The following is a 16,875-nucleotide window of genomic DNA, read 5'->3' as shown; positions in this document are numbered from 1 at the left end:
GAAAAAGAGTCACAGTCTCGTCGGGTGGGCAAAGGCGCAAAGCGCCGTGCCCACCATCTGACTATGATTGCGAAAGGTGGTGGGCACGCTTCGCTTTGCCCACCCTACGAATTCAAACCGCGCAGCGGCGGCCCTACACCACGCTCCGCGCGCTCCTGAATTCCTTGCTCGCCTGGTCCAGCACGAACAGCGTTCCCTCAGCGACGCCGAAATAAGCGCCGTGCAGCTGCATCTGGCCGCTCTCGACGGCCTTGCGCACGAACGGGAAGGTCATCAGGTTTTCGAGGCTGCGGAATACCGCGGCCTTCTCGATGCGCTCGACGAATTGCGCCATGGACTCGTGGCCGCGTTGCTCGACCACTTCACCCGGCTTGATGAACATCTGCATCCATTTGCCGATGAAGTCGCCGGGCGTCAGCGGCTCGATCTTGTCGACGAAGGCGCGGATGCCGCCGCATTGCGCGTGGCCGAGGATGACGATGTGCTTCACCTTCAGCACCGTCACGGCGTATTCCAGCGCGGCCGAGACGCCGTGCGCGTTGCCGTCGGGCTGATACACCGGGACCAGATTGGCGATGTTGCGGACCACGAACAATTCGCCCGGGCCGACGTCGAAAATGGTCTCCGGCGCAACGCGGCTGTCGCAGCAGCCGATCACCATCACTTCCGGGAACTGTCCCTTCACCGACAGCTCGCGATAGCGGTTCTGCTCGGCCGGCAGCCGCTGGGTGGCGAAGGCGTTGTAGCCTTCCAGCAAATGCTTCGGGAATGTGATCATGGCCTATGCCTAATCATATACCGGTAGCGCGAACAAGCCTTTCGAATAGGCAGGCCAGATGCTATCGGCTTCGGCCAGAATAGAGACGAGCAAACCGGAAGGAACGACAGCATGACCCGCCCGCGCCGCAGCCATCTGTTCATGCCCGGCTCCAACCCACGCGCCCTCGAAAAAGCGCGCAATCTCGCCGCCGACGGCCTCATCCTGGACCTCGAGGATTCCGTCGCTCCCGACGCCAAGGCGGTGGCGCGCGACGGCATCGCCGCTGCGATCGCCGCCAAGGGTTTCGGCAAGCGCGAGGTCCTGATCCGGACCAACGGCCTCGACACGCAATGGTGGGCCGATGACGTCGCGATGGCCGCCAAGGCGTCGCCGGACGGCATCCTGGTTCCGAAAGTTTCAAGCATCGAGGATCTCCACACCATCGGCCACCATCTCGCCGAGCTCGGCGCGGCGCCGACCGTGAAGGTCTGGGCGATGATCGAGACCGCGCGCGCCGTGCTGCATGCCGAGGAGCTGGCCGTGGCCGGCCGGGATCCGAAGACGCGCCTCTCGGGTTTCGTTTTTGGCCCGAACGACATCTCGCGCGAAACGCGGATCAAGATGATGCCCGGCCGCGCCGCGATGATCCCGATGATCATCCATTGCATCCTGGCGACGCGTGCCGCCGGCCTCGAGATCCTCGATGGCCCCTACAGCGACATCAACAATCCCGACGGCTTTGCCACCGAATGCGCGCAGGGCCGCGATCTCGGTTTTGACGGCAAGACGCTGATCCATCCGTCGCAGATCGAGGCCTGCAACGCGATCTTCACGCCGCCCGAGGAAGAAATTGCGCGCGCCCGAAAAATCATCGCGGCGTTCGAGCTGCCCGAGAACGTCTCGCGTGGCGCGATCCGCCTCGATGGTGCGATGGTCGAGCGCCTGCATGCCGACATGGCGAAGCGCACGATCGAGATCGCGGACGCGATTGCGGCGATGGGGAAGGGCTAGGGCGTGCCTTCGGCTTTCTGAGCGATGCCGTGCCATATGGCATCTTTCAGGGCAATGAGAGATGGCGGTGGAATGGTCGGCGGATCCGCAGGCCCATTTGCTGCTCCTGGCACCAGGACGGCAACGTGTATCTCGCCATCCGTGTAGTAGGGATCGCCACCCCCGTTTCGGCCGAACAGGGTTGGACCTATGCCCGAGATCTGAAAGAAACTGCCGACGACACGTGCCTCGCGCAAATCGGCCATCAAGAGATCTCGCTCGGCATCGATGTTGGCCGCGATGTGATGGGTTACTTGTCCCGTGTCGTGGCTTAGCCCGACGCCCCGATCGAAAGTCGCCGAGCCAAGCCAGACCGGACGACCATCATCGCCCTTCTCAAGGGCCTTCCAGAATCGAACGTGATTTCGCCGATCGGCGCTGCTCCCTGCAGGCTTCTCGAAAGCGTATTGCTCCTTCTTTCCAAGATAGTAGAGCGGGCTGACGGGGGCGCTACGATATGGCCGATCCAGCACCACGCTTCCGACGATCTCGATGCTTGAGCGCAGCGTCACAGCATCGGCTGCAAACCATCCGGCCGTGTTCATGGCGCGGACGACGTCCTCGTCGTTGCCAACAAGTCCAACGTTGAGGGGATCAGCAGGGATATCGTCCGACGTCCTGGTGATCATCGGCAATGAAGCGAGCCCTGCTTCGTGCTCGTGGTGAATCCACAGGGTGGGGACCAGAATGTAAGCCAAGGCCAGATAGGCGAACAGGATAACAGCCAAGCCGTAAGGCCATCGTCGCTTCCTCGTCCCGTCCTTGGGGAAATCAGCCATGTGATATCGTTTGCGTCAGGACACTCCCAACCATACCTCTCCAGCTCGTTCAGTTCCAACGTTTATCAAGGACCGTTGGAACAGAGCTTCGCTGGAAGCGCGCCATCTCGAAAAGCGATATCCGCTTTTCTGCGCCACCGCGATTGCAGGCCTTGCTCGCTATTTTCCCGCCCGCGAAACGGCTCTGGATTTACCATCCGCTTCGTCGGAGGCGACGATGGCGCTTTCCCGTAACGGCGCATGGGCAGGCTGCGGCGCCGACAATTCCTCGCAATACATCCGATCGATCTTGCGCTGCATGAGCGCATAACAATCGCATGCGGCCTTCTCGAGCCGCGCCCGATCGATCTCGACGGACCCGCGCCGGTCGGACGGGACGGCGCCGGCCTGGCGCAGCTTGCTCATCGTCAGAGTCACTGTCGTCCGTCGCACACCAAGCAATTGCGCAAGCACATCGTGCGTTACCGGAAGCAGGTCACCGGGAACGCGGTCGTGAAGCTGCAGGAGCCACCGCGCCATGCGGCCATCCACCCGGTGCAGCGCGTTGCAGGCGGCGACCTGCTGGAGCTGCAATAACACCGCGCGGGCGTGGATCTGCACGACATTCCTGATGGCTGCGCTTTGCGCAAAGGCAGCCCGAAATCTGGCGGCGGAAATCAGCGATGCCGTGCCGGCCACGCGAGCAACCGCGGTCACGGATGAAAGCGACGGGCCGAGCACGGAGAACGAAGCCAAGGCGCCTTCCCGCCCCATCAAGGTGGTTGCGACCGTTTGCCCGTCCGGCATATCGAGCATGAAGGCGATTGCGCCACTATGGGGAAAATAAACCGGGTCGAGCTCATCGCCGGCCCGCACCAGGACGGCATCGGGTTCGAACGAGACCTTCTGGAAATAGGGTGTGAGCAAGTCGAGATCCGCCTGCGGCAACGCCGCCAGGAGCCGATTTCGGATGCCCGCGCGGTGGGCGGTCACGATGCCTTCCTGTGAACGTGCACCCAATGAACGGCGGTATCCATCTGTTTGGTTTACCATGACTATCCGAAGAATTGCCGAACGGCAGCCATCCAAACAGAGCCACTCGTCCAGATCAAGCACGGACAATTGCGGAGACCTGACCGGCGGCCTCGCCACTGAAACGGTACCTGCATAAGTCATACTATTCACGATCCTCGCGCGACAGCCGTGATAGTTCGGCGCGGCGATGCCGCCGGCGAGATCGTGGTGGCGCTGTCCCTTGTGATGGCAGAGCGAGCAGACCCGCTTGATGTCGCGCAGCAACAGGGAGCGCACTTTCTGCGCGGCGACTACGAAAACCGCTCCGTCGCCCACGCATACAGGCTGCCTGGAATCGGTTTCTCGCCGCCGCGCCCCTTTGGCGAGATGTGCAGGCCGATGATGTCGGGGTTGGTGACGAGGTCGAGATAGCTCGAGGGATCGAAGAACAGTTTTGGTTCGGCATGCACGGCGTAGAACGATTGCTTCGGCAATGCGCTTTGCAACTCACCGGTGCGGCGGGCGAGCGCGGTCAGTGCCGCCGGCCCATAGATCGCGACGCGGATGTCGGAGAGACGGTTCGAGCCGCCGCGCAGGCGGCGCATCAGGAAGGTGATGCGGTGGCGCACCGACAGCCAGTTCGGTGTCAGCTCCTCCTGCTCCATCAGCTCTTCAAAGGCCGCGACGATGCCGTGCTCTCGCGGAAGATAGATCACGGAGTTGCCGAGCTGGCGTGGCCGCTCCCAGGCAAAGTAAGGCTTTGCCGGATCGATCTCGACAGGCTTGAGCAGCAGCACATCGGCATCCAGCCAGAGACCGGCACTCTTGGCCATCAGCTTCATGCGGAAGAAGTCGCTGAACTGCAGCGTGGTCCAGTCGCGCCAGCTGCCGTCCGGCTGCGGCGGCCGCAGCCGTTCGGAGAACGCGTGCGGCAGGATCGCTTCGGCATCGGCATTGCCGACGCCCGCCGGAAGATCCGGGATGGTGTCGAAACTGTAGACCGTGACCTTATGGCCGGCAGCGAGCTGCGAGCGCAGACAGGTCTGGCGCAGCGCGTCCATCGGGCCATGCCAGAAGGTGACGATCTCGGGCAGCATGAGGCAACGATATACGGGATATTTTGGGCAAAGAAAAAGCCCCGGCGCTTGTGGCACCGGGGCTTCGAATGAAACTTGAGATCAGGCCCAGGCGCGTTCGCGCTTGAGCTTGTCCTCATAGGTGTCGATCGAGGTCTTCTTCTCCATCGTGAGGCCGATGTCGTCGAGGCCATTGATCAGGCAGTGCTTGCGGAACGGGTCGATCTCGAACTTGACCTTGCCGCCGTCAGGACCGCGGATCTCCTGGTTCGGCAGGTCGATCGTCAGCGTCGCGTTGGCGCCGCGCTCGGCGTCGTCGAACAGCTTGTCGAGGTCTTCTTGGGCAACGCGGATCGGCAGAATGCCGTTCTTGAAGCAGTTGTTGTAGAAGATGTCGCCGAACGAGGTCGAGATCACGCAGCGGATGCCGAAATCGAGCAGCGCCCAGGGCGCGTGCTCGCGGCTCGAGCCGCAGCCGAAATTGTCGCCGGCGACCAGCACCTTCGAATTGCGATAGGCGGGCTGGTTGAGGACGAAATCCGGATTCTCGCTGCCGTCGTCCTTGTAGCGCTGCTCGGAGAAAAGCCCCTTGCCAAGGCCCGTGCGCTTGATGGTCTTGAGGTACTGCTTCGGAATAATCATGTCGGTGTCGACATTGATGATCTTCAGCGGCGCCGCGACGCCTTCCAGCGTGGTGAACTTGTCCATCTTGGGCTTCCCGAGGGTGGTTAGGGACCGCGTATTTATCGCGATCGGGGGCCGAATCCTAGGCCGAATTCGGCAGATCTAGTCTGCTTGAGCCTCAATCGCCGCCATATCGTCGTCCGAAAGGCCGAAATGGTGGCCGATCTCGTGAATCAGGACGTGGCGGACGATATGGCCGAGGCTTTCGTCGTGCTCCGCCCAGTAGTCCAGGATCGGCCGGCGGTAGAGCCAGACCATGTTGGGCAGCCGTGCCACGTCGCCAAAGCTCTGCTGGGGCAGGCCGACGCCCTGGAACAGGCCGAGCAGGTCGAACTCGCTCTCGCATTCCATTTCATCCAGGACCTCCTCGGTGGGGAAGTCGTCGACGCGGATGATCACGCCCTCGCAAAGGCTACGAAATTCCGCCGGCAGGCGCTCGAAAATGTCGTGCGCCGTCACTTCCATCTCGGCCAGCGAGGGCGCTTTCAGGTCCGTCCACATGCGCTTGTCTTAGCGCGGGTTCCGCAGCGATGCATCCGGCTTTATAAGCACGCGAGGTTGACGGGCGCCGCCAAAACGGGGAGCTTGGGGCCTCGATGGGGACGGTTCAGGTGGGCGGTAAAATGCGAGCAAAAACAGTGCTGACGCTACTGTGCATGGGGTTGTTTTCGCAGTCTTGCGTTGGCGCATATGCGCAGACGGCTGGCAGCGTGGTCCGCATGGCCCAGGCGGTCTCGCCCGATGACGTCCCGCCGCCCCGCAAACGGCCCCAGAGCCGCCTGCGCGTCACGCCCTACTACATTCCGGACGGCGTCTATCCGCGCTACAACCCGGGCCCGGATGCGGTCCGCGAGTGTAACGCTACCTATGTGCAGGAATACCGGCCGAGCGGCACGGTGATCGTGCCGCATATGAGCTGCTACTGGCGTCGCGGCTGAGACGCGCTCAGTGCCGGCGCAGCGCGCCGATCAGGCCGGCGCCGACGACGAGTGCGGACACGCCATAGACCAGGATCGCCATCACGAGCTGCGTCAGCGGGCTCGCCGTGCCGCCCTCGACGCCGGGCCCTTGCGAGGCCAGTGCTGAACTCGCGCCGAGCAGGACGCTCGCTGTGATCACGAGGCGATATATCCGCAATGCTCGAAACTGTGCCATGACCATCTCCTGCATTCGCTCGACCAAGAGATACGTGCGTCGCTGACGGCTGGTTTTGGTGGCGCACGAAATGTTGCGCCGATGCTCAGGAACTCGCCTGTGCCCCATGCATTCATGTCCGGGGCGCGTTCATCCATAACAGACTCAGGCCCATGGTTCCAGGTTCGGCGCTTGCCGAGCCTGCGCCGCGACGTCTGATTCAAGTGCGCGCACCCGCAACGATGTCAGGAGATCCAACAAAAATGCAGTCCTTGAAAATGCTCGGCCTTGCGGCCGCCGGTGCGCTGTTCGTCCTCGCCGCACCGGTCGAGCGCGCGCAGGCGGTGTCGCTGATCAATCCCGGCGCCGCGCAAGCGGTGCAGGAGGAAGTCACGCCGACAACCGAAGTGCGCTGGCATCGTCACGGCTGGGGCCGGCCGCATTGGCGCGGCCACCACTGGCGTCATCATCGCCGTTGGTGAACCACGGCGCGAGTTGAGAACAGGCCCGCATGTCGGGCCTGTTTTAACTTGCAGGCGGCTGTCCGATGCCCTCATGTTGCGGGCGGAGGTCGTCATGACGAGATGGATCGCACTGGCCGTTGTTGTCGGGCTCGCCGCAGGCCTGCCTCACGCCTTCGCTGCGCAGAGAGTGACGAAGCTGCCCGATGCCTCGGCGGGGCGCGCAGTGTTCGATGGGCGACGACACGTACGATATGATGTTGCGCGCTACGCTCCGCGTCCTGATCCGCATTATTACGCGCGGCCTGTCTACTACCGTCCCTACCCCTACGGCGTGCCCGCGCCGTTCGTCATCGGCTACGGACCGTTTTGGTGACGCCGCTCGCGTAGACGATCATCTCTCAAACTCCCTTTGTCGTGGCCTTGCGCGGAGCGTCGTTCATTCATGGCGCGTTCACGTCGCTGTCCCTAGTTTCATCTCGGGAGCGACTGCAATTGAACAGCGATGGCGCGAGACGCAGCGCCGCAATGATGCTGTCCACATTCAGGGAGACAATCCATGCTGAGGATATTGGATCCCCGGACAAGCGCGCTGCGCTTGCTCGGGCTTGCGGCGATGGCCACGCTGATGCTGACGGGTGGGACTGCGCGTCGCGCTGAAGCGATGACGCCGATCAATCCGACCGCGCTGCCCGCGGCGAAAGCTGCAAGCGACGACATGATGATCCAGGTCCGCCACGGCGGTGGCGGTGGCGGTGGTGGACATGGCGGCGGCTTCCATGGTGGAGGTTTTCACGGCGGCGGTGGCTTCCACGGTGGTGGCGGCCATTTCGGTGGCTTCCATGGCGGCGGATTCCGCGCCCCGCCGGCCTTCCACGGCGGCGGCATGCGCTACGGCGGCATCCACTATGGTGGCTATCATCGTCACTGGGGCGGCGGCTACTATCGCCCGCATTACGGCTATCGCCACTTCCATCGCCGCTATTACGGCGGCTATTCCTACTACCACTATCCGCGCCGCTGCCGGATCGTCTGGACCTATTACGGCCCGCACCGCATCTGCCGCTGGCATCATTGGCATCGCTGGCACTATCCGTACCGCTATTGGTAAGTGCGGTCGAAATGAAAAGGGCGCCCCAAGCGGCGCCCTTTGTTCATCCCGTGGCTCAATCCTTCAGCTTCCACGACGTGGATTTCCACGGCATCAAATTCTCGACCTTCCATTGCCGAAACATTGCCGGCGGCCAACGGCTGAGCCTTGATGTTTCCTCGACCTCGGGCTTGGCGACGATGCGCAGCGGCGCTGCGCGCCGCCGGTGCTGGCGGGTCGCATCGCTGATCAGGTCGACATATTCAGACTTGTTGGCCATTGGGTGTCCCCGCGAAACCGTCGCGAGGACACAATGTGGGTGACGCGGATTAACGGCCGTTTGCCGCGATCACTACAATTGCAGCAAGTGGCTCAGCGCCAATCCCTGATATCAACGAAGTGACCCGCGATCGCCGCCGCTGCGGCCATCGCCGGCGACACCAGATGGGTGCGGCCCTTGAAACCCTGGCGGCCCTCGAAGTTGCGGTTCGAGGTCGAGGCGCAGCGCTCTTCCGGGGCCAGCTTGTCCGGGTTCATCGCGAGGCACATCGAGCAGCCGGGCTCGCGCCATTCGAAGCCGGCCTTGATGAAGATCTTGTCCAGACCTTCAGCCTCGGCTTGCTCCTTCACAAGACCGGAGCCCGGCACGACCATGGCGTTGACGTGACCAGAGACCTGCTTGCCTTCGGCGATCTTGGCGGCGGCGCGCAAATCTTCGATGCGGCCGTTGGTGCAGGAGCCGATGAAGATGCGGTCGAGCTTGATGTCGGTGATCTTCGTGCCCGCCGTCAGGCCCATATACTTCAGCGCGCGATGCTTGGAGAGACGCTTGGCCTCGTCCGCGATCTGGTCGGGATCGGGCACCATGCCGGTCACCGAGATCACGTCCTCAGGCGAAGTGCCCCAGGTCACGATCGGCGGCAGTTTTGCGGCGTCGAGGCGCAGCTCGTGGTCGAAATGCGCGCCCTCGTCGGAGCGCAGTTTCTCCCAATAGCGCATCGCCGCATCCCAGTCCGCGCCCTTCGGTGCCTTCGGGCGGCCGCGCAGGAAGTCATAGGCCTTCTGGTCGGGCGCAACGAGGCCGGCGCGCGCGCCGCCTTCGATCGACATGTTGCACACCGTCATGCGGCCTTCCATGCTGAGCGCGCTGATCGCATCGCCGGCGTATTCCAGCACGTAGCCGGTGCCGCCGGCGGTGCCGATCTCACCGATGATGGCCAGGATGATGTCCTTGCCCGTCACGCCGTCCGGCAATTTGCCGTCGACGGTGACGCGCATGTTCTTCGCCTTCTTCTGGATCAGCGTCTGCGTCGCCAGAACGTGCTCGACTTCGGAGGTGCCGATGCCGTGCGCGAGCGCGCCGAATGCGCCATGCGTCGAGGTGTGGCTGTCACCGCAGACGATGGTGGTGCCGGGGAGGGTGAAGCCCTGCTCGGGGCCGATGACGTGGACGACGCCTTGGCGCTTGTCGAACTCGTCGTAATATTCGATGCCGAATTCCTTGGCGTTGTCGGCCAGCGCCTTGATCTGCTCGATGCTCTCCGGATCGGGATTCGGCTTGGTGCGATCGGTAGTCGGCACGTTGTGGTCGACGACCGCGAGCGTCTTCTCCGGCGCGTGGACCTTGCGGCCGGTGGCGCGCAGGCCTTCGAACGCCTGCGGCGAGGTCACCTCGTGCACCAGATGGCGGTCGATATAGAGCAGGCAGGTGCCGTCATCGGCTTCGTGCACCAGATGGTCGTTCCAGATCTTGTCGTACAATGTGGTCGGCTTGGACATGAGCTTCAGCTCCGAACAATGTGTGTCAGCGAAATGCGCGGGTTCGCGCGGGGCAATCGTCTTCAGCGCAGCCTTTAAGCTGCGGGACTAAGCTCTGACGTTGCCGAGGTCGCGAAGCGTCCGAAGAACCGGCCAGGCAGCCGCGAGCGATCGTCGATGACGACGCGCTGGGGGCTTACGAAGCTGGTCAGATCTGGAAACATTCCAAGAATATATAGCAGGGAGATCTGGAATCGCGAGGGCTTTGACGTGCACGGCTGACGCAACAAAAAAGCGCGGGGCGTCTGGCGCCCCACGCTTTTCGAAACTCGTCTGGTCGCGGAGCTTACTCGTTGACGGCGGCCTTGTGCTCAGTCTTCTCGACGATGCGGGCCGATTTGCCACGGAGATTGCGGAGGTAATAGAGCTTGGCGCGACGCACCTTGCCGCGGCGCACCACCTTGATCGAGTCGATCATCGGCGACATCACCGGGAACACGCGCTCCACGCCTTCGCCGTAGGAGATCTTGCGCACGGTGAAGCTCTCGTTGAGGCCACCGCCGGAACGGCCGATGCAAACGCCTTCATAGGCCTGCACGCGGGTGCGGTCGCCTTCGACGACCTTCACGTTGACGATCACGGTGTCGCCGGGACCGAATTCCGGAATGTCCTTGCCGGCGGACAGCTTGTCGAATTGCTCTTGCTCGAGCTGCTTGATCAGGTTCATGGGTAAATCTCCATCGGCGCGCCCAGCCTTGGAAACGGGGGCTGCGCGAAATTCGTCTATCCAGCCATTGCGGATGTGGCCGCTCCTATAAGGCAGTCCGGAGCGTTTGTCACCCGTCTGTCTTGTTTTTTGGCGCTTTTTGGCGTCCGGGCCGATTCGGGGCTTTGGGCGGGATTTGGGCCCATAAATCGGGCCGCCGGGCCGCTGTCAGGGCCTCGGACTGCGCCCGCCGCCAGGCCGCGACCTTGGCGTGGTCGCCGGAGGTCAGGATCTCCGGGATCTGAACTCCCTCGAACAGTTGCGGGCGGGTGTATTGGGGATATTCGAGCAGCCCGTCCGAAAAACTCTCCTCGGTTCCCGAGGCTTCCTTGCCCATGACGCCCGGCAGAAGCCGGACGCAGGCGTCAATTAGCGCCAAAGCGGCGATTTCGCCCCCTGAGAGCACGTAATCGCCGATCGAGACCTCCTCCAGGGCGCGGGCGTCAATCACCCGCTGGTCGATCCCCTCAAACCGCCCGCAGACGATCAGGGGGCCGGGGCCCTGGGCGAGCTCGGCGACACGGGCCTGGGTCAATGGCCGACCGCGCGGGCTCATCAGCAGCTTTGGCCGGTTCGGTCCAATCTCCGCGCCATCGATGGCGGCCGCCAGAACGTCGGCCCGCAGCACCATGCCCGGGCCGCCGCCGGCTGGTGTGTCGTCGACGCTGCGGTGACGGTCCGTGGCCGAGGCCCTGATGTCCCGCGCCTCGATCTCCCAGAGGCCTGAGGCCAGCGCCCGGCCGGCCAGGCTCACGCCGAGCGGCCCCGGAAACATCTCCGGAAACAGCGTCAGCACTGTCGTGCGCCAGGGCGAGGGATTGGTCATTGCCATCAGCTTAGCCAAAAACCACGTCCTGTGGTTATGGGTCCCGGCTTTCGCCGGCACGACTCGGAGAGAGGTCTTCGTCTCCGTCCTTGTCGCCCTCGATCTCCTGCGGCAGCTCGATCACGACGCGGCCGCCGGCGATATCGACCTCGGGCACAACTGCGTTGGTGAACGGCAGCAGCATCGTCGCGCCCTTCAGGGGCGCGATCTCGATGATGTCGCCGGCACCGAAATTATGAACGGCGAGCACGCGGCCGAGCGCATCGCCTGCCGTGGTGATGGCGGCGAGCCCGATCAGATCGGCGTGGTAATACTCGTCCTCGTCGGTCGCGGGCAGTTTTTCGCGCGCGACGTAGAGTTCTATACCGTTGAGGCGCTGGGCCTCATCGCGGGTCGTGACGCCTTTGAACGTCGCGACCAGATGGTCCTTGGCTTCACGGGCCTGCGCCAGCTCGAACTGGCGCTTGCCGTCCTTGGAGAGCAGCGGACCGTAGCGCTTAACGGCAAAGGGATCTTCGGTGAAGGTCCACAATTTGACCGCGCCGCGCACACCATGCGCGGCGCCGATCCGCGCGACGCAGATCAGCGCCGACATGGATGAGCCTTAGCCCTTCGCAGCGGCTTCGGCCTGCGCCTTGCGCTCCTTGCGCGGCACGGCCTTCTCGGGGTTGTTGCGCGCTTCACGCTTCTTGACGCCGGCGGCATCGAGGAAGCGGGACACGCGGTCCGACGGCTGCGCGCCCTTGGCGAGCCAGGCCTTCACCTTGTCCATGTCGAGCTTCAGACGGGTCTCGTTGTCCTTCGGCAGCAGCGGGTTGAAATAGCCGAGACGCTCGATGAAGCGGCCATCGCGCGGGAAGCGCGAATCGGCGACGACGACGTGATAGACGGGACGCTTCTTGGTGCCTGCGCGGGCGAGGCGGATAACGACGGACATCTAGTTCTCCTTCAAAGTACGTTTTGTTCGGTTGATTGGTATTCCGCGTTGCGTGAGACCGATGCGATCCCTCGCGACGAATTCCTCATTTCTTCTTGCCTGGAAAACCGCCGAGGCCCGGCAGCGTCGGCTTGCCGCTCAGCCCGGTCAGTCCAGGAACGTTCGGCAGACCGGTGCGAAGACCGGCCGGCAAATCCTTCGGCAGATTTGGAAGGCCACCGCCGCCGCTCTGCATCTTCTCCTGCAACGCCTTCATCTCTTCCGGCGAGGGCGGCTTCATGCCGCCGCCAAAGCCCATCGCCTGCGCGATGCCGGCGAGCGGGCCGCGCTTGCCCGAGCCCATGGCCTTCATCACGTCGGCCATGTTCCGGTGCATCTTCAGCAGCTTGTTGACCTGCTCGACGCTCTGGCCGGAGCCTGCGGCAATGCGCTTCTTGCGGCTGGCCTTGAGCAGGTCGGGATGACGGCGCTCGTCGCGCGTCATGGAATCGATCACCGCGACCTGGCGCTTCAAAATCTTGTCGTCGATCCCGGCGGCGGCGATCTGGTTCTTCATCTTGGCGATGCCGGGCATCATGCCCATCAGGCCGCTGATGCCGCCCATGTTCGCCATCTGCGAGAGCTGCTCGCGCATGTCGTTGAGGTCGAACTGACCCTTGCGCATGCGCTCGGCGGTGCGCGCGGCCTTTTCGGCGTCGATGTTGGCGGCGGCGCGTTCGACCAGCGAGACGACGTCGCCCATGCCGAGGATGCGGCCGGCGATACGGTCGGGGTGGAAATCTTCCAGCGCATCGGTCTTTTCACCGGTGCCGATCAGCTTGATCGGCTTGCCGGTGACGGCGCGCATCGAGAGCGCGGCGCCGCCGCGGCCGTCGCCGTCGACGCGTGTCAGCACGATGCCGGTGAGGCCGACGCGCTCGTCGAAAGCGCGGGCGAGATTCACGGCGTCCTGGCCCGTCAGAGAGTCCGCGACCAGCAGCACTTCATGCGGGTTCGCAGCCGCCTTGATCGCGGCCGCCTCCGCCATCATCTCTTCGTCGAGCGTGGTGCGACCGGCGGTGTCGAGCAGCACGATGTCGTAGCCGCCGAGCTTGCCGGCTTCGAGCGCGCGCTTGGCGATCTGCGCCGGCTGCTGTCCCGCGACGATCGGCAGGGTCGGAATGTCGAGATCGCGGCCGAGCACGGCCAGCTGCTCCATCGCCGCCGGGCGATAGATGTCGAGCGAAGCCATCAGCACCTTGCGCTTGTCGCGCTGGACCAGGCGGCGGGCAAGCTTTGCGGTGGTGGTCGTCTTACCCGAGCCTTGCAGACCGACCATCATGATCGGCACCGGCGGCACGGAATTGACGTCGATGGTCTGGCTTTCGGCGCCGAGCGTGTTGATCAGCTCGTCATGGACGATCTTGACCACCATCTGGCCGGGTGTGACCGACTTGACGACGGTGGCGCCGATCGCCTGCTCGCGCACGCGTTCGGTGAAGCTGCGCACGACCTCGAGCGCAACGTCGGCCTCGAGCAGCGCGCGGCGCACCTCGCGCATCGCGGCGTCGACGTCCTTTTCGGTCAGCGCACCTCGCCCCGTCAGACGATCGAGAATGCCGCCAAGCCGTTCCGACAGATTGTCGAACAATGCAATTGTCCCTTGTCCTGCTCGCCGGAATGGCGATCTTCCAAACACCTTTGCGCCCGAGGGCGCATCGCGCTGTCGGGCGTTGGCCTCCGGCCTCTAGGGCCAGTGGGCGGGTCGAAAAGAAAGCCTTTCCGAGAAAGTGGCGGGGTTAAACGCCGCTCACGCCCAAAAGTCAAGGAAAGTTAGGGTGGCGGGACGCCTTTGCCAGGGCAAGCCCTTGAAAATACGCCATTTCCGACGATGGGTTCCTTTTCCTGCGGCCCCGCCCATATAGGCGGGGATGCCTGACCGCTCCGACCATCCCTAAAAGTCCGCTCGTGCCGATCACCCGCCGCGTTTTCGGACTGCTTGCCGGTGGCGCTGCGCTCGTCGGCCTGCCCTCCCTCTGGATGTCCCGCATGAAAACCTATGACGGCCCCGTCTCCGACCATTTCGACGGCCTGACCTTCTTCGATCCCGACGGAGCGCCGCCACGATCGCTCGGCGAGGTGCTGCGTTGGCAATTGGGTGGCCGGGGGCAGCGCGCGGACTGGCCCGACTGGGTGCCCAACCCCCATTCCGACACCCCGCCGGCGCGAGTCGAGGGTGACAAGGTGCGGCTCTCCTTCGTCGGCCACGCCAGCTGGCTGATCCAGACCGGCGGCCTCAACATCCTCGTCGATCCCGTCTGGTCCTCGCGGGTCTCGCCGGTCAGTTTCGCGGGACCGAAGCGACACAACGATCCCGGCATCGCGTTCGAGAAGTTGCCGAAGATCGACATCGTGCTGGTTTCGCACGGTCACTATGATCACCTCGATATCGCGACGCTGTCGCGGCTCGCGAAGAATTTTGCGCCGCGCGTGATCACGCCGCTTGGCAATGACGTGACGATGCGGAGCGCAGACGCCTCCATCAAGGCGGAAGCCTTTGACTGGCACGAGCGCGTCGAGCTCGGCGGCGGCATTGCCGTGACGCTGGTGCCGACCCGGCACTGGTCGGCGCGTGGCATGTTCGATCGCAACAAGGCGCTGTGGGCGAGTTTTGTGCTGGAGACGCCTGCGGGGAAGATCTACGTCGTCTGCGATTCCGGCTATGGCGATGGCGGACATTTCCGCCGCGTCGCCGAGAAGCATGGTCCGTTGCGCCTGGCGATCCTTCCCATCGGCGCCTACGAGCCGCGCTGGTTCATGCGTGACCAGCACATGAACCCGGAAGATGCCGTGAAGGCGCTGGATGATTGCGGCGCGCAACAGGCGCTCGGGCATCATCACGGGACATTCCAGCTGACCGACGAAGCGATCGATGCGCCGGCCAAGGCGCTGGTGGAGGCGCTGGATGCCGCGAAGATTCCGCAGGAGCGATTCGTGGCGATGAAGCCTGGGCAGGTGGTGGAGATTTAGGTCTCTCCCGGGACACGAGACCTACTGCTCTTTCGGCTTGATCGCCCAGCTCACATTCACCGTCACCGACAGCGTTTCCTCGCCCGGCGCGACGGCGGCGGGCGCGGCCATCGGAGCTGCGGCCATGCGGCCCTTGAACAACGGCATCGGAGCGCTGCCTTCGGAGACGCTGAGCGGCGCACCCAGCGTGACGCCGGTGGCCCTGGCGTATATCTCGGCCTTGCGGCGGGCATCGGCAACGGCCTGTTCGCGGGCATTGTCGAGCAGTTTTGAGGCCTGCGTCACCTCGAACGAGATGTTGCCGATATCGTTGGCGCCGGCGCCGACCAGCGTGTCGATGATGCCGGCGACCTTGGTCACGTCGCGAATTTTCACGGTGACGCGGTTCGAGGCCCGGAAGCCGACGACCGGCGAGGCGCCGGTCGATTTGTTCTGGCCGTATTGCGGCTGCAGCGACAGCCGCGAGGTCTGGTAATCCTTCTCATCGATCCCTGCGCCCTTCAGCGCCAGCAGCACCTTGCCCATTGCAGCGTTATTGGCATCGGAGGCTTCCTTCGCCGTCTTGGCATCATTGGCGACGCCGGCGTCGATCTGCGCCAGATCGGGCGCCACGGACACGGTGGCTTCGCCACTCACCGAGATCGCGGACGGAAAATCGTCGGCGAGCGCGGGCGCGGCCAGCAGTGTGGCGGCGAAGATTGCGGCGAGGGCAGTGGGCTTTTTCATCGGTCTCACTTCAGCGGCACGAACACGTTGATCACGAGCTTGTCCTCGGCCGTCTTCAGGGGATCGGTGAGGTACTCCTCGATGAAGGTGTCCTTGGCTTCCAGCTTCTTGTCGTCGAGGTGATTGGTGATCGCCTCATAGGTGTTGTCCATGTTGTCGTAGGAGCCGCGATGGACGAATTTCAGCGCCTTGCCTTCCGGCGATTTGCCGATGCTCATGTCCTTGGTCAGATTCTTCGGGTCCTGTTCGACCGGGATCTCGGCGAGGAAGGTGAAGCCGGTGTCGTCGGTCGAGGTGTAGACGATCATCGAATTGCCGGCGTGCTTGATGCCCTGCTTGTCCAAGAGCGCGTTCAGCGTCTTGAAGGCGTCGACCAGGGTGTCGAAGGCCGAGTCCCAGTTGGCGGTGCCCTTGACCATCACGACCTTCTTCGGCTCGAGCGTGGTCTCGAGGCCAAAGGGATCGGCGGTCTGCACCGGGGCCGGGTTAGCGGCCGCGGCGGGCGGCGGTGCTGCCGGGCTGGGTGAGGCGCTGGCTGCGGGTGAGGGCGACGCTGCAGGCGCGGGCGAGGCGCTGGCCGCCGGGGCACTTGCGGCCGGGGAGGGCGAAGCCGAGGGAGCCGGGGAGGGACTGGCCGATGCAGCCGGGGCCGGGCTCGAAGTTTGCGCCAGGGCGACGGAGGGGCCAAACGACATGGCCGCTGCCGGGATCAGCGCGACCAGAGCGAGACGGCAAAAACGATTCATTCTATTCTCCCCAAAACCTTGCGTACCAAGGCCTTAACCCACCAAGGCCTTAAATCCGGCCGCGCATCCCGGTTCGCGCG

General features: G+C 63.9%; 22 protein-coding genes. 6 read left to right on the top strand and 16 right to left on the bottom strand.

The features are described from left to right. Positions 1–133: 133 nt before the first annotated feature. Entirely contained in the window at positions 134–778 is a 645-nt protein-coding gene (locus FXB40_RS44105; RefSeq protein WP_148778494.1) for a carbonic anhydrase, read from the bottom strand. Between the two features lie 111 nt (positions 779–889). On the opposite strand from FXB40_RS44105, the gene FXB40_RS44100 reads away from it, so the two are divergent. Further along, on the top strand, positions 890–1,771 hold the full coding sequence (locus FXB40_RS44100; RefSeq protein ID WP_148778493.1) for an HpcH/HpaI aldolase/citrate lyase family protein: 882 nt from the start codon (positions 890–892) through the stop codon (positions 1,769–1,771). Here the strand turns inward: FXB40_RS44100 and FXB40_RS44095 are convergent. From FXB40_RS44095 to FXB40_RS44075, 5 genes are all read right to left on the bottom strand, one after another. Beyond that, the gene (locus FXB40_RS44095; RefSeq protein ID WP_148778492.1) at positions 1,768–2,589 is read right to left on the bottom strand and encodes an LssY C-terminal domain-containing protein; all 822 of its coding nucleotides are present in this window, start codon (positions 2,587–2,589) and stop codon (positions 1,768–1,770) included. The two genes, FXB40_RS44100 and FXB40_RS44095, sit on opposite strands and share 4 nt — an antisense overlap. Before the next feature lie 159 nt (positions 2,590–2,748). After that, entirely contained in the window at positions 2,749–3,561 is an 813-nt protein-coding gene (locus FXB40_RS44090) for a helix-turn-helix domain-containing protein (RefSeq protein WP_187437553.1), read from the bottom strand. A 332-nt stretch (positions 3,562–3,893) separates the two neighbouring features. Then, positions 3,894–4,679, bottom strand: a complete 786-nt coding sequence (locus FXB40_RS44085; protein ID WP_148778491.1) for a hypothetical protein — start codon at positions 4,677–4,679, stop codon at positions 3,894–3,896. A gap of 81 nt (positions 4,680–4,760) precedes the next feature. After that, positions 4,761–5,366, bottom strand: coding sequence for a 3-isopropylmalate dehydratase small subunit (gene leuD / locus FXB40_RS44080; protein WP_148778490.1), 606 nt, complete (start codon positions 5,364–5,366; stop codon positions 4,761–4,763). A gap of 78 nt (positions 5,367–5,444) precedes the next feature. After that, complete coding sequence (locus tag FXB40_RS44075) at positions 5,445–5,843, bottom strand: metallopeptidase family protein (RefSeq protein ID WP_148778489.1); 399 nt, start codon at positions 5,841–5,843, stop codon at positions 5,445–5,447. A 155-nt stretch (positions 5,844–5,998) separates the two neighbouring features. Between FXB40_RS44075 and FXB40_RS44070 the strand changes: the two genes are divergently transcribed. After that, positions 5,999–6,280: a hypothetical protein gene (locus FXB40_RS44070; RefSeq protein ID WP_187437552.1), complete on the top strand. Its 282-nt coding sequence runs from the start codon at positions 5,999–6,001 to the stop codon at positions 6,278–6,280. 7 nt (positions 6,281–6,287) lie between these two features. On the opposite strand, the gene FXB40_RS48515 is transcribed toward FXB40_RS44070, so the two are convergent. Continuing rightward, positions 6,288–6,497 (bottom strand): hypothetical protein, encoded by a 210-nt coding sequence (locus FXB40_RS48515; RefSeq protein ID WP_246208334.1) that lies wholly within the window; start codon positions 6,495–6,497, stop codon positions 6,288–6,290. Between the two features lie 242 nt (positions 6,498–6,739). Between FXB40_RS48515 and FXB40_RS44060 the strand changes: the two genes are divergently transcribed. From FXB40_RS44060 to FXB40_RS44050, 3 genes are all read left to right on the top strand, one after another. After that, positions 6,740–6,958, top strand: coding sequence for a hypothetical protein (locus FXB40_RS44060; RefSeq protein WP_148778486.1), 219 nt, complete (start codon positions 6,740–6,742; stop codon positions 6,956–6,958). A 94-nt stretch (positions 6,959–7,052) separates the two neighbouring features. Then, the gene (locus FXB40_RS44055; RefSeq protein ID WP_148778485.1) at positions 7,053–7,313 is read left to right on the top strand and encodes a hypothetical protein; all 261 of its coding nucleotides are present in this window, start codon (positions 7,053–7,055) and stop codon (positions 7,311–7,313) included. 183 nt (positions 7,314–7,496) lie between these two features. Further along, complete coding sequence (locus FXB40_RS44050) at positions 7,497–8,048, top strand: hypothetical protein (RefSeq protein WP_148778484.1); 552 nt, start codon at positions 7,497–7,499, stop codon at positions 8,046–8,048. 55 nt (positions 8,049–8,103) lie between these two features. On the opposite strand, the gene FXB40_RS44045 is transcribed toward FXB40_RS44050, so the two are convergent. The 7 genes from FXB40_RS44045 to ffh all read right to left on the bottom strand — a co-directional run bounded on the left by FXB40_RS44045 (position 8,104) and on the right by ffh (position 13,944). After that, entirely contained in the window at positions 8,104–8,307 is a 204-nt protein-coding gene (locus FXB40_RS44045; RefSeq protein ID WP_148778483.1) for a hypothetical protein, read from the bottom strand. Between the two features lie 92 nt (positions 8,308–8,399). Then, the gene (gene leuC, locus FXB40_RS44040) at positions 8,400–9,806 is read right to left on the bottom strand and encodes a 3-isopropylmalate dehydratase large subunit (protein WP_148778482.1); all 1,407 of its coding nucleotides are present in this window, start codon (positions 9,804–9,806) and stop codon (positions 8,400–8,402) included. A 325-nt stretch (positions 9,807–10,131) separates the two neighbouring features. Further along, on the bottom strand, positions 10,132–10,512 hold the full coding sequence (gene rplS, locus FXB40_RS44035; RefSeq protein WP_148778481.1) for a 50S ribosomal protein L19: 381 nt from the start codon (positions 10,510–10,512) through the stop codon (positions 10,132–10,134). 109 nt (positions 10,513–10,621) lie between these two features. Next, positions 10,622–11,377 carry a tRNA (guanosine(37)-N1)-methyltransferase TrmD gene (gene trmD / locus FXB40_RS44030; protein WP_148778480.1) on the bottom strand — a complete coding sequence of 252 codons (756 nt, stop codon included), beginning with the start codon at positions 11,375–11,377 and terminating at the stop codon, positions 10,622–10,624. A 34-nt stretch (positions 11,378–11,411) separates the two neighbouring features. Next, positions 11,412–11,972: a ribosome maturation factor RimM gene (rimM, locus tag FXB40_RS44025; protein WP_148778479.1), complete on the bottom strand. Its 561-nt coding sequence runs from the start codon at positions 11,970–11,972 to the stop codon at positions 11,412–11,414. A gap of 9 nt (positions 11,973–11,981) precedes the next feature. Next, complete coding sequence (gene rpsP, locus FXB40_RS44020; protein ID WP_014438992.1) at positions 11,982–12,314, bottom strand: 30S ribosomal protein S16; 333 nt, start codon at positions 12,312–12,314, stop codon at positions 11,982–11,984. A gap of 85 nt (positions 12,315–12,399) precedes the next feature. Next, positions 12,400–13,944, bottom strand: coding sequence for a signal recognition particle protein (ffh, locus tag FXB40_RS44015; RefSeq protein WP_148778478.1), 1,545 nt, complete (start codon positions 13,942–13,944; stop codon positions 12,400–12,402). A gap of 398 nt (positions 13,945–14,342) precedes the next feature. Here ffh and FXB40_RS44010 point away from each other — a divergent pair, with 398 nt between their 5' ends. Continuing rightward, positions 14,343–15,323, top strand: coding sequence for an MBL fold metallo-hydrolase (locus tag FXB40_RS44010; protein ID WP_246208333.1), 981 nt, complete (start codon positions 14,343–14,345; stop codon positions 15,321–15,323). A 21-nt stretch (positions 15,324–15,344) separates the two neighbouring features. Here FXB40_RS44010 and FXB40_RS44005 read toward each other — a convergent pair whose 3' ends face one another. Further along, the gene (locus FXB40_RS44005; RefSeq protein ID WP_187437547.1) at positions 15,345–16,049 is read right to left on the bottom strand and encodes an SIMPL domain-containing protein; all 705 of its coding nucleotides are present in this window, start codon (positions 16,047–16,049) and stop codon (positions 15,345–15,347) included. A gap of 5 nt (positions 16,050–16,054) precedes the next feature. Continuing rightward, positions 16,055–16,795, bottom strand: a complete 741-nt coding sequence (locus FXB40_RS44000) for a GyrI-like domain-containing protein (protein WP_148778476.1) — start codon at positions 16,793–16,795, stop codon at positions 16,055–16,057. Between the last annotated feature and the right edge of the window lie 80 nt (positions 16,796–16,875).

Source organism: Bradyrhizobium rifense (assembly GCF_008123425.1).
Taxonomy (GTDB): Bacteria; Pseudomonadota; Alphaproteobacteria; order Rhizobiales; family Xanthobacteraceae; genus Bradyrhizobium; species Bradyrhizobium rifense.
The sequence above is the reverse complement of the archived record's forward strand: the minus strand, read 5'-3'. Positions and strand labels throughout refer to the sequence as shown.

Bases quoted from the DNA above. Each gene is read 5' to 3' on its own strand.
- FXB40_RS44105 (WP_148778494.1), bottom strand. From the start codon at position 778: ATGATCACATTCCCGAAGCATTTGCTGGAAGGCTACAACGCCTTCGCC.
- FXB40_RS44100 (WP_148778493.1), top strand. From the start codon at position 890: ATGACCCGCCCGCGCCGCAGCCATCTGTTCATGCCCGGCTCCAACCCA.
- FXB40_RS44095 (WP_148778492.1), bottom strand. From the start codon at position 2,589: ATGGCTGATTTCCCCAAGGACGGGACGAGGAAGCGACGATGGCCTTAC.
- FXB40_RS44085 (WP_148778491.1), bottom strand. From the start codon at position 4,679: ATGCTGCCCGAGATCGTCACCTTCTGGCATGGCCCGATGGACGCGCTG.
- leuD (WP_148778490.1), bottom strand. From the start codon at position 5,366: ATGGACAAGTTCACCACGCTGGAAGGCGTCGCGGCGCCGCTGAAGATC.
- FXB40_RS44075 (WP_148778489.1), bottom strand. From the start codon at position 5,843: ATGTGGACGGACCTGAAAGCGCCCTCGCTGGCCGAGATGGAAGTGACG.
- FXB40_RS44070 (WP_187437552.1), top strand. From the start codon at position 5,999: ATGGGGTTGTTTTCGCAGTCTTGCGTTGGCGCATATGCGCAGACGGCT.
- FXB40_RS48515 (WP_246208334.1), bottom strand. From the start codon at position 6,497: ATGGCACAGTTTCGAGCATTGCGGATATATCGCCTCGTGATCACAGCG.
- FXB40_RS44060 (WP_148778486.1), top strand. From the start codon at position 6,740: ATGCAGTCCTTGAAAATGCTCGGCCTTGCGGCCGCCGGTGCGCTGTTC.
- FXB40_RS44055 (WP_148778485.1), top strand. From the start codon at position 7,053: ATGACGAGATGGATCGCACTGGCCGTTGTTGTCGGGCTCGCCGCAGGC.
- FXB40_RS44050 (WP_148778484.1), top strand. From the start codon at position 7,497: ATGCTGAGGATATTGGATCCCCGGACAAGCGCGCTGCGCTTGCTCGGG.
- FXB40_RS44045 (WP_148778483.1), bottom strand. From the start codon at position 8,307: ATGGCCAACAAGTCTGAATATGTCGACCTGATCAGCGATGCGACCCGC.
- leuC (WP_148778482.1), bottom strand. From the start codon at position 9,806: ATGTCCAAGCCGACCACATTGTACGACAAGATCTGGAACGACCATCTG.
- rplS (WP_148778481.1), bottom strand. From the start codon at position 10,512: ATGAACCTGATCAAGCAGCTCGAGCAAGAGCAATTCGACAAGCTGTCC.
- trmD (WP_148778480.1), bottom strand. From the start codon at position 11,377: ATGACCAATCCCTCGCCCTGGCGCACGACAGTGCTGACGCTGTTTCCG.
- rimM (WP_148778479.1), bottom strand. From the start codon at position 11,972: ATGTCGGCGCTGATCTGCGTCGCGCGGATCGGCGCCGCGCATGGTGTG.
- rpsP (WP_014438992.1), bottom strand. From the start codon at position 12,314: ATGTCCGTCGTTATCCGCCTCGCCCGCGCAGGCACCAAGAAGCGTCCC.
- FXB40_RS44010 (WP_246208333.1), top strand. From the start codon at position 14,343: ATGAAAACCTATGACGGCCCCGTCTCCGACCATTTCGACGGCCTGACC.
- FXB40_RS44005 (WP_187437547.1), bottom strand. From the start codon at position 16,049: ATGAAAAAGCCCACTGCCCTCGCCGCAATCTTCGCCGCCACACTGCTG.
- FXB40_RS44000 (WP_148778476.1), bottom strand. From the start codon at position 16,795: ATGAATCGTTTTTGCCGTCTCGCTCTGGTCGCGCTGATCCCGGCAGCG.